At 52.0% G+C, this 10,087-nt stretch carries 9 protein-coding genes; 5 read left to right on the top strand and 4 right to left on the bottom strand.

The window, feature by feature from the left end; genetic code table 11:
* The first annotated feature begins 51 nt into the window (after positions 1-51).
* Positions 52-1,884: an ABC transporter ATP-binding protein gene (locus WCC56_RS07180; RefSeq protein WP_424691723.1), complete on the top strand. Its 1,833-nt coding sequence runs from the start codon at positions 52-54 to the stop codon at positions 1,882-1,884.
* 81 nt (positions 1,885-1,965) lie between these two features.
* Here WCC56_RS07180 and WCC56_RS07175 read toward each other — a convergent pair whose 3' ends face one another.
* The 3 genes from WCC56_RS07175 to WCC56_RS07165 all read right to left on the bottom strand — a co-directional run bounded on the left by WCC56_RS07175 (position 1,966) and on the right by WCC56_RS07165 (position 5,742).
* On the bottom strand, positions 1,966-3,099 hold the full coding sequence (locus WCC56_RS07175; RefSeq protein ID WP_424691722.1) for a GNAT family N-acetyltransferase: 1,134 nt from the start codon (positions 3,097-3,099) through the stop codon (positions 1,966-1,968).
* 148 nt (positions 3,100-3,247) lie between these two features.
* On the bottom strand, positions 3,248-4,615 hold the full coding sequence (locus tag WCC56_RS07170) for an MFS transporter (protein WP_424691721.1): 1,368 nt from the start codon (positions 4,613-4,615) through the stop codon (positions 3,248-3,250).
* A gap of 227 nt (positions 4,616-4,842) precedes the next feature.
* Complete coding sequence (locus tag WCC56_RS07165) at positions 4,843-5,742, bottom strand: LysR family transcriptional regulator (protein WP_424691720.1); 900 nt, start codon at positions 5,740-5,742, stop codon at positions 4,843-4,845.
* Positions 5,743-5,959: 217 nt separating this feature from the next.
* On the opposite strand from WCC56_RS07165, the gene WCC56_RS07160 reads away from it, so the two are divergent.
* The 4 genes from WCC56_RS07160 (at position 5,960) to WCC56_RS07145 (ending at position 8,395) form a co-directional block, all read left to right on the top strand.
* Positions 5,960-6,292 (top strand): helix-turn-helix domain-containing protein, encoded by a 333-nt coding sequence (locus tag WCC56_RS07160; RefSeq protein WP_424691719.1) that lies wholly within the window; start codon positions 5,960-5,962, stop codon positions 6,290-6,292.
* Positions 6,293-6,343: 51 nt separating this feature from the next.
* Positions 6,344-6,601, top strand: a complete 258-nt coding sequence (locus WCC56_RS07155; RefSeq protein WP_424691718.1) for a hypothetical protein — start codon at positions 6,344-6,346, stop codon at positions 6,599-6,601.
* Positions 6,602-6,718: 117 nt separating this feature from the next.
* Positions 6,719-7,225 carry a TIGR00645 family protein gene (locus tag WCC56_RS07150; RefSeq protein ID WP_424691717.1) on the top strand — a complete coding sequence of 169 codons (507 nt, stop codon included), beginning with the start codon at positions 6,719-6,721 and terminating at the stop codon, positions 7,223-7,225.
* 273 nt (positions 7,226-7,498) lie between these two features.
* On the top strand, positions 7,499-8,395 hold the full coding sequence (locus WCC56_RS07145) for an alpha/beta hydrolase (protein WP_424691716.1): 897 nt from the start codon (positions 7,499-7,501) through the stop codon (positions 8,393-8,395).
* A 74-nt stretch (positions 8,396-8,469) separates the two neighbouring features.
* On the opposite strand, the gene WCC56_RS07140 is transcribed toward WCC56_RS07145, so the two are convergent.
* Positions 8,470-9,600: an acyltransferase family protein gene (locus WCC56_RS07140; RefSeq protein WP_424691715.1), complete on the bottom strand. Its 1,131-nt coding sequence runs from the start codon at positions 9,598-9,600 to the stop codon at positions 8,470-8,472.
* Positions 9,601-10,087 lie beyond the last annotated feature (487 nt).

Raw genomic sequence — 10,087 nt, 5'->3', positions numbered from 1 at the left:
TGATGAAAATGCACTAAAATCAGTTCTTTTAGCCGGGAAAGTGAGCCTTTAATGCTGTATCGCCGCTTTGAGAAACTGATCGATATTTTCCAGGATGCGCCAGGCGCAACGCCGCCAAACAGCGTCTGGGCCTTTTATGTTTACTACCTTCGCCAGGTCTGGCAAAGCTTCGCTATGCTGCTGGTGGTGGGGTTAATTGGGTCGCTTATTGAAGTGGCGCTGTTCCGCTATCTCAGCACCCTTATCGATATGGTCAACAGCACGCCTCCCGCCACCTTTTTTAAAGATCACTCGACAGAACTGATCTGGATGGGGGGGGTGGCGCTGATATTAAGGCCAATCTTTATCGGGCTGCATGACCTGTTGGTGCATCAAACCATCAACCCCGGCATGACGAGTATGATCCGCTGGCAGAATCATAACTACGTGCTGCGCCAGAGCCTGAATTTCTTCCAGAATGATTTCGCCGGACGCATCGCTCAGCGCATCATGCAGACCGGTAACGCGTTGCGTGATTCCGCCGTGCAGGCGGTTGATGCGTTATGGCATGTACTGATTTACGCCCTCACCGCCCTGATTTTATTTGCCGAAGCTGACTGGCGGCTGATGGTGCCGCTGCTGCTGTGGATTGTGGGGTATGTCGTCAGCCTGGCGTACTTCGTGCCGCGCGTGAAATCCCGCTCGGTTGCCTCTTCCGATGCCCGCTCTAAACTGATGGGCACCATTGTTGATGGCTACACCAATATCACCACCCTGAAACTCTTCGCCCACAGTGACCTTGAACGGCAATATGCCCGCGAGGCGATTGGCGATCAGACTGATAAAACCCGCGAGCAGGGGCGGATGGTGACCAATATGGATGTGGTGGTGACCACGCTGAACGGCCTGTTAATCGTCGGCACTACTGGTCTGGCGCTCTGGCTCTGGACTCAGTCACTGATCAGCGTCGGTGCCATTGCGCTGGCCACCGGTCTGGTGATCCGCATCGTGAATATGTCCGGCTGGATCATGTGGGTGGTGAACGGGATTTTCGAAAATATCGGTATGGTTCAGGATGGTCTGCAAACTATCGCGCAGCCTCTTAGCGTGATGGACAAGCCCAAAGCCCCGACGCTCAAAGTCCATAGCGGCGAGATTCGTTATGACAGCGTGAATTTCAATTACGGAGGAAGCCGCCGGGTGATCGATCGGCTGGAGCTGACCCTTCGTCCGGGGGAAAAAATAGGGCTGATTGGCCCTTCGGGTGCGGGTAAATCCACGTTGGTTAACCTGCTGCTGCGCCTTTACGATCTGGACGGTGGCCGTATTGTGATTGATGGTCAGGATATCTCTAAGGTCAGCCAGGAGAGCCTGCGAGCGCAAATCGGCATGATCACTCAGGATACCTCGCTGCTGCACCGTTCAATTCGTGACAACCTGCTGTATGGTCGGCCAAATGCAACCGAAGCCGAGCTGGAGCAGGCCATCCACCAGGCTAAAGCGGATGAATTCATCCCCCTGTTGTCTGACCCACAGGGCCGTTACGGGCTGGATGCGCATGTGGGTGAGCGTGGGGTGAAACTCTCTGGCGGCCAACGTCAGCGTATTGCCATCGCCCGGGTGCTGCTGAAAGATGCGCCCATCCTGATTATGGATGAAGCGACCTCCGCGCTGGATTCGGAAGTGGAAGCGGCTATCCAGGAGAGTCTGGAAACGCTGATGAGCGGAAAAACGGTGATTGCCATTGCCCATCGCCTGTCGACGATTGCCAAAATGGACCGTCTGGTGGTGCTGGAGAAGGGGCGTATTGCCGAAATGGGCACGCACCAGGAACTGCTGGAGAAAGGGGGACTGTATGCCCGACTTTGGGCGCATCAAACCGGCGGTTTTGTTGGCGAGGACTGATTGGAAACGGCCCTGTTTTTAGCAGGGCCGTGCACTTTTTCTCGGCCTGCTCCAGGCGCAGTCAGGCTGTTAACGCCGACATTATCCCTCATCACCCTGACGACGATAAGGTAAGGCTTCCCGCGCTTCTTCTGCCCAGACAGCCACGCCAGCCCGCTCCTGTTGCAGGAAATCGGCTACGGCTTCACGCAGACCTTCATGACGCAAATAATGCCAGGATTCGGTGATGACCGGCTCAAAACCGCGTATCAGCTTGTGTTCACCCTGAGCACCCGCATCAAAGCGCTGTAAGCCGTGGGCAATCGCATAATCCATCCCCTGATAGAAACAGGTCTCGAAATGCAGGCGATTAAATTCTTCCAGGCAGCCCCAGTAGCGCCCATACAGCGTGTTCCCGTCCATCAGGCTGAAGGCCATGGCCGCGGCCAGTCCGTTTTGGGTAGCCAGCACCACGCGAATGGCCTGCGGCATTTTTTCCGCCAGCAGGCTGAAAAAGGCTCTGGTTAGATAAGGGCGCTGGCCGCGAACGGCGTAGGTATTGGCGTAGCAGGCGTAAACAAAATCCCAATGGGATTCGCTAAGCTGGTTGCCGCTCAGCCACTCAAATTCAAATCCCTGGCTGGCAACCAGCTGCCGCTCTTTGCGGATCTGTTTGCGCTTGCGGGACATCAGCGTGTCGAGAAAGTCCTGAAAGTCGCGGTAACCTGGATTGTGCCAGTGATACTGTAAGCCCAGGCGCGGCAGCCAGTTCTCTTCCTCAGCCAGCTGGTCATGCGTAAAGCTGTTACCGAAGTTGATGTGGGCACTGTGCATCTGGCGCTGTTGCAGAAAGTCGGGTATTCCCTGCAGCAGTTTTTTTCCCGCATCAGCTTCACCCAGTAAGCGCGCACCGGTTACCGGGCTGAACGGCACGGCAGCCAGCCACTTGGGATAGTAAGGCAATCCAGCTCGCTGGCAGGCATCTGCCCAGGCGTGATCGAATACATACTCTCCTCTGGAGTGCGTTTTACGGTAGCCAGGCAGCGCCGCCTTTACCTCGCCATTTTCACTCCACAGCAGGTGCTCAGGCTGCCAGCCAGTGCCTTGTCCCAGACAGCCGCTCTCTTCCAGCGTGCTGAGAAACGCATGGCTGATAAAAGGCTGGTCGTCTGGCGTTAAAGCATCCCACTGACTGGCGGGAAGATCGGCCAGCTGCGTCAGAAGGGTAAGAGACATAGCTGCACTCCGTCATTACGGCGAGTACGGGAACCCGTACCGGATAGATCACGAAAGGCTAAGGTGAAGGTTTTTACTGCGAAGATCAACGACTGATACCGCCACCGCACGGGCCGCTAAAGCCGGTGCGATGGCGTTCGATGTCAGGTTAACGCACGCCTTGTGTCAGCTTGTACTGCACATCATCCTCCGGCGTTTCGCCGCCAACGCGGACAATTGGCCCCATGATAAACAGGAAGCAGAAGGCCGCGACCACGCAATGTGCGCCAACAAACACCAGCCCCAGGCTGTAGCTGCCGGTGATGGCAACCAGATAACCGAAGATGATAGGCGTGACGATGCCGGCAATATTCCCGACGCAGTTAAAGATAGCGCCAGCCAGACCAACCGCTTCTTTCGGCGCGGTATCGCTGATAATCGCCCAGGTTCCGGCCCCCGCCGCAATGCCCTTGCCATAGAAAGCGAAGGACATAATGGCGATGACCCAGAAGTTGCTGTTGGCTCCTGCAGCGGCAATTAAGGTCGCGGCCATCAGCATTCCGACTATATAAGGCGTTTTACGCGCCCAGGAGACGGACCAGCCGGTGCGGATCAGATAGTCAGAAATTACCCCGCCAGAGATCCCTCCGGCAAAGCCGAACAGCGCAGGTGCAACTGTGGCAAATCCAGCGTGCAGAATATCCATTCCCCTTGCCTGAACCAGATAAATAGGGAACCAGGTAATAAAGAAGTAGCTCAGAGCAATGGTGCAATACTGGCCGATATAAGCACACCACAGCATCCGGTTAGTCAGCAATTTGCGGAACGTTTCACGCGAGAGGCGGTTTTTATCTTTCCTTGCGGCCGAGGAGTCAATATCGATTAGCCCGCCGCCCTCAACAATGTAATTCAACTCCTGGCGGGAGACGTTTGGATGCTGGCGCGGCTCCTTCATATACCAAAGCCAGGCGAAGAAGGCGACAATGCCAATCACACCAAGAACAAAGAACGGCCACGGCCAGCCAAACTCAGAAACCAGCCAGCCTGAAAGAGGGGAGAAGATCCCCACCGCGAAATATTGTGAGGAAGCAAACAGCGAAGAAGCGCGGCCGCGTTCAGATTTGGGGAACCACATAATCGCTACGCGAGCATTAGCCGGAAAGCTGGGGGCTTCAATTAACCCCAGCACAAAACGCAGGCTGAACATCATAATTAACGCACTGGTGACGCCCTGAGAAAACTCGCCAATAAAGCCCATAGCCAACGTTGAAAGTGACCACAGAACTAAAGTGACACCATAGACTTTCTTGGTGCCAAACCGATCCAGAAATAAGCCGCCGGGAATTTGCCCAATGACATAAGCCCAGCTAAAAGCGGAAAGCACGAATCCCAACTGAATGGGCGAGAGCCCAAATTCATCTTTAATTGCGCCCCCGGCAATCGACAGAATAGATCGGTCTGCATAAGCAATGACCGACAGAAATAAGATCAACATCAATATCCAGATACGGACATGCGAGCCGTTTCTTGCCTTCATAAGAAGTTACCTTGTGGCCTTTTCTTTCAAATATAGGAGCGCAGTCAGGCAACGGTCATTGTGCTTATGTTGGAATAAAGGGGGAATTAAGCAGGGATATTCAGCAAGAGTCACAAGGTAGCTTGAAGCGCTTCACATTCCAGCCACTGAATGTCCGCCTGGCAAAAAGGCTTTGCAGGAATGTGCTCTCTGTCGAGGAATCTCCTGGCAGAAGCCTCTATGCGGACTCAGTGATCCATCATGCCTGGCGCGACATCCTTCAGGAAATTGTAGAACCAGGTCTTGGCGGAGATATCGCCAATTTCAGTGTGCGCATACACAAACACTTCCTGATCGGCTACCTGGAAAGGCAGTTCCAGCAGACGGCCATTCCCGCGGCGCAGATAAATTTTGGCGGCTGCGGAGGGCAGTGTCACCAGCAATTCGCTTGAGGAGATCAGTTCACCCAGCGCGGAGAAACGCGGCACTTCCAGGGCGATGTCCCGCTCCAGCCCAAACTCTTTTAGCCGGTCCTCGACAATATGGTGTCCGCTGGTAGCGGCCACAATCACGTGCTGCTCACCCATGTACTCATCAAACGAAAGCGTTGCACCAATGCGTGGGTGATGTTCGTTCAGCAGGCAGACATAGCGTTCATATAACAGCAGTTCACGCTGCGCCGATGAGATGGTCTCGTTGCGGTTGCAGATGGCAGCATCAATTTTCCCGGTCAGCAGCCAGTCATTCAGCCGCAGGGTTTCTACCGCCACCACTTCAAGCTGAATATGGGGAGCCTCAACACGTAAAGCCGCCACCAGTCGGGGCAGTAACAGCAGCTCGCCCAGGTCAGAAAGGGCCAGACGGAATTTTTGCCGCGAAGTGGCTGGTACAAAGGTACGGGTATCCGCGACCGCCTTTTCAATCCCCGTCAGCGACTTTTTGAACACTTTATACAGCTGCAAGGCGGTGGGCGTGGGTTCCATTCCGGCGCGGCTACGCTTGAAGAGATCGTCATTGGTGGCATTTCGCAGACGGGACAAGGCATAGCTGGCGGAGGGTTGAGTAATGAACAGACGGTCTGCTGCGCCGCTGACGCTGCGTGTTTCATAAATCGCGATAAACACACGAACAAGATTGAGATCCATCATGATTTACAGCCTTATAGAGACTATCTATAAACGGAGATTGAAATTATCTATTTGAACTATTTTAAACTTCTTTATAACATCCACACCATCAATATTTGATATGTTGCATATTTTTTTGCATATCACCTCAATATATAACAAAAACATAAACTTATAATAAACCCATCGCGCAAATGGCGGCGGCCTGATGCAGGCTGTGCGTCCCAGGAGAGATCAAGTGAAAGGCGAAATCGTAGAAGTCATCATCGACTGGATTGAAGAGCACCTCGATGATGGTCTGAATATTGAGGCCGTAGCAGCCCGATCGGGCTATTCAAAATGGCACCTGCAACGTGCATTTAAAGAGCAACAGGGGATGACATTGGGCACTTTTATTCGCTGCCGTCGACTGGACGAAGCGGCAAAAAGCCTGATCAGTTCGCACAAAACTATCATGACCATCTCAATGGATCTGGGGTTTTCTTCCCAGCAGTGTTTCCAGCGAGTGTTTAAAAAGCATTTTAATATCACGCCAAGAGACTATCGCAACCAGCACCGTGAATTTCACTAAGTCAGCGTAGCCAGGCAAAACCTTTAACCCTACACCTCATATAAGTTAACGATGATGAAAAAGACCCCGCTGTTCCTTATCGCCCTGGCGATGAGCAGCCCCGCTTTTGCCGTAACCCTGGGCTCACATGCTGCGGTAAGCGTGGTGGCTATCCACTGCGATCCGGGCAGTTGCTTTAGCGAAACCGCAGCAGGGCAGGACCTTACTCAGGGTCTGGCGGGCTATGCACGTCAGGTTCAACGAGTGATGAGACCGGTTGAGGCCGTCGGCACAGTCGGTGACGTCAGCTTCTCAAGCCAGCTTAAGTAAAAAGCCCGCTTTGCCACGTAAAATCCGTTAAATATCGGTCTGATAAGCCCGCGTTATGCAAAATTTAACATTTCCTCGGGTATACTGGCCCCCGTGTTAATTTGCTTACGGGATGCTATGGAACGTTTTGCTGAAAACCTCATTTATGCTTCACGCTGGCTGCTTGCGCCGATCTATATCGGGCTGTCGCTGGGTCTGTTGGCGCTTGCGATAAAATTTTTCCAGGAGGTTTTTCACCTGTTGCCGAATGTGCTGGCGATGGCGGAAAACGATCTGGTGCTGGTCCTGCTGTCGATGATCGACCTGACGCTGGTCGGCGGCCTGCTGGTGATGGTAATGCTCTCCGGCTACGAAAACTTCGTGTCTAAACTGGATATTGCCGACCACAAAGAGAAACTCAGCTGGTTGGGAAAAATGGATTCCGGCTCGCTGAAGAACAAAGTGGCGGCTTCTATTGTCGCCATCTCTTCCATTCACCTGCTGCGGGTGTTTATGGATGCGAAAAATATCCCTGACAACAAATTGATGTGGTACGTGATCATTCACCTGACCTTCGTGCTCTCAGCCTTTGTGATGGGCTATCTGGACAGCCTGTCCCGTAAAGATAAGCTCAGCAGCACCTGATCCCCTTCTGCCCGGTTTTCCGGGCGGATTCCCCACTTTTTTCGCCTGAACGAGCTGTTTTACTTGCATCTGCAGGGGCAAATCGCATAAAAAGCGGTGAAGAGCCTTTGTTCCATGCCAATAAAAATAATCATGGTCGTCAACTCTCCCTGAAATCACGCTGAAATGCGGTTATTCTGCGAATAACTTCTGGCATTTTCATTGCATGATATCTGACGGTCGTTACAGGCCACGGCTCACCAGCATTAAGAAGACTGAGGACGGAAATGCCAGATGATTAGTCGTCGTCGGTTGATATTAGGAACCGGCGCCACTTTGCTTGCGATGACCACCGGAAAACTGTTTGCCAGAGAAGATATTATCCCTCTGTGGCAGGACGAACCGCCAGGCGGCGGCGGCCCAAGCGGAAACCTTCATGTTTCTGCCAATGGCTCGTGGTCGAATATCGTCAGCCCGGCCATTCAACGTTTCCAACCTGAAAACCCTAACGGATCGGCAGTGCTGATTGCTGCGGGTGGGGGGTATCGCTGGATCGGCATGGGGGGCGAAGCCTGGCCCGTGGCGCGCTGGCTGAACGCCCGAGGGTATACCGCGTATGTCCTCAGCTACCGCTTACCGCGTGAGAAGTGGCACGCAGGCAGCCTTGCCCCCTTACAGGATGCTCAACGGGCTATTCGCCTGGTCCGTTCGATGGAGAGAAAGGTGCACCTGTTGGGCTTCTCGGCTGGTGGCCACCTGTTTGGTATGGCGGCGGCGCGTCCTGATTTTGTCACCTACGAACCGCAAGATGCGCTGGATAATGTCGTTCCGGTTGTCGACAGCGTGGGGCTGATTTATCCGGTAATCACCCTTGAACCGCCTTATACCCACACCACAACGCATAAACAGCTGGTCGGTAATGATGCCTCTGCCAATGAAGAGGCTAACTGGTCGGTAGAGAATTACGTCACCCGCAAATTCCCCCCGACCTTCCTGGCGCAGGCGGAAGATGACAGGGTCTCTAACCCGCACAACACCATCATCATGCATAACGTCTGCCGAAGAATGGGCGTGCCAGTAGAGCAGATCAATATCACCCGTGGTGGGCATGGTTTCGGGCTGGGTAAAGCTGGCTCGCCAGCGGCTATCTGGGATGAGGCCTACGCCATCTGGCTGGATGCCCGCAAGTAAAACGCACCTTATCGGTGCGTTTTACTGTTAACGGTGAACTGCCCTGAAACCCTTCGCTTCAGGTCTGGCCTCTGTTATTCCGATTGTGCAGGAATAACCACGGGCTTTGCCGTTGCTGGTTTTAAGCCAAATAGTAAAGAGAGGACTTTGTTTCTCTTCACCATGGCGTAAAGGATGAAACTGATCCCCAGCCCTACAGCAGTGATAAAAGCAACATACACAAGGGAGTACTCTTTCGCTATCCAGGTATCTGCTAAGTACGAGAACAAGATCACTATAGGATAGTGCAGGATATAAACGACCAGCGCTGAGTCCACCACCAGTTTCACCAGGCTGTTCTCTTTAATACGCATTTTTTCAAAGAAGAATACCAGCCAGAACGAGATCAGTACGGAGAAAACGCTGGCCAAAAGGGTTGGGACATATTTAGTCACCCCTTCAATATGGTTATGTAAGGTGTAATAAAACGCCAGGAAAGTGACCACACCCATAGGCAGAATAAGCCAGCTACTGATGATTTTACTGGTCTTAATTTGAGGGATCTTATCCCGATTAACATATAAAGCATAACCAGCGAGATAGTAGATCAAGAAACGGGCGGTGACAGGAATCAGTGCCACGAACTCACCCATATCTTTAACTACATACTTAACGGCAAAGAAGAAATTGGCGAGAATAATAATCGCAGCGACTATCACCGGCAATGGCAGCGATCTGAACAGCGAAGCCACTTTATCACATAGACTGACGGGGACAATCAACGACATAACCGATAGCGAGACCAGGAACCAAAGATGGTGCAAATAAGTCCAGGAGCTTAATAATCCATTTACATCCAGCGGATTACCTTTCATAAATGCCGTGAGGACATACATGATCGGCGGGATAAATAAGAACGCCCCCACCAACGGCAACAGAACACGCTTTTTTCGGTTATCAATAAAGAAGTCGCGACCTTTTCTTAAAATGACCATGGCCGAGAACATACCAGACAGGAAGAAAAAGGCCTCCATACGGAAAGTATGAACAAATTCAATCAGCGCTGAGAAAGCCACTGACTCGTTCTTGTCGGCGACGTAGTACCATGCATTGCTACTGCCCGGTAGGCTTCTTGCTGCATGGTAGAGGACACCCTCCAGAATAAGTACGGCTCGTAAAAAGTCGAGACCGATATTTCGTTTTGCCAAAAACGATGAGGTTTCCATAGCTTTACCCTGATATTGGTTTATCAATTTTTAAACTGGGCTTTGTGTCAGACTCTGCACTCAATAGCATTTTGCGCGTGATCCGTTTCGGCCCTGATTCCCTGAAAAGGACACCACTGTTCCTCCTGTCGAGTAGGCGCGATGATATCACCGTTGGCTTTAAGGATTTACTGCCGATGGGTAAATTCAGATAATGACTAAAAGGCAGACAAAGAGGGCACTTTGGTGATGGCAAGGCGGTTTACCCTGATTTACGTTGACAGGTGACATATATAACTTGCTGGAATATATGGTTAATTTTTTTTGAGTTTACACTCGCGTGAGGTTGGTAAACAGTGGTTACAAAGATTTTTTGTCTGCTTTTCCCCTTAACTGATGCACGATTTTTAAGTGAATTGGGGAATTTAACGTGCTTTTTTCGTGGTGTAGTTGTTAATTATTTGATTCAATAATGTTAATTATGGGTTTTTTTTGCTGGATTCAGCAC

This window comes from Erwinia sp. (assembly GCF_049696395.1).
GTDB lineage: Bacteria > Pseudomonadota > Gammaproteobacteria > Enterobacterales > Enterobacteriaceae > Erwinia.
This window is presented reverse-complemented; position numbering and strand designations above follow the sequence as displayed.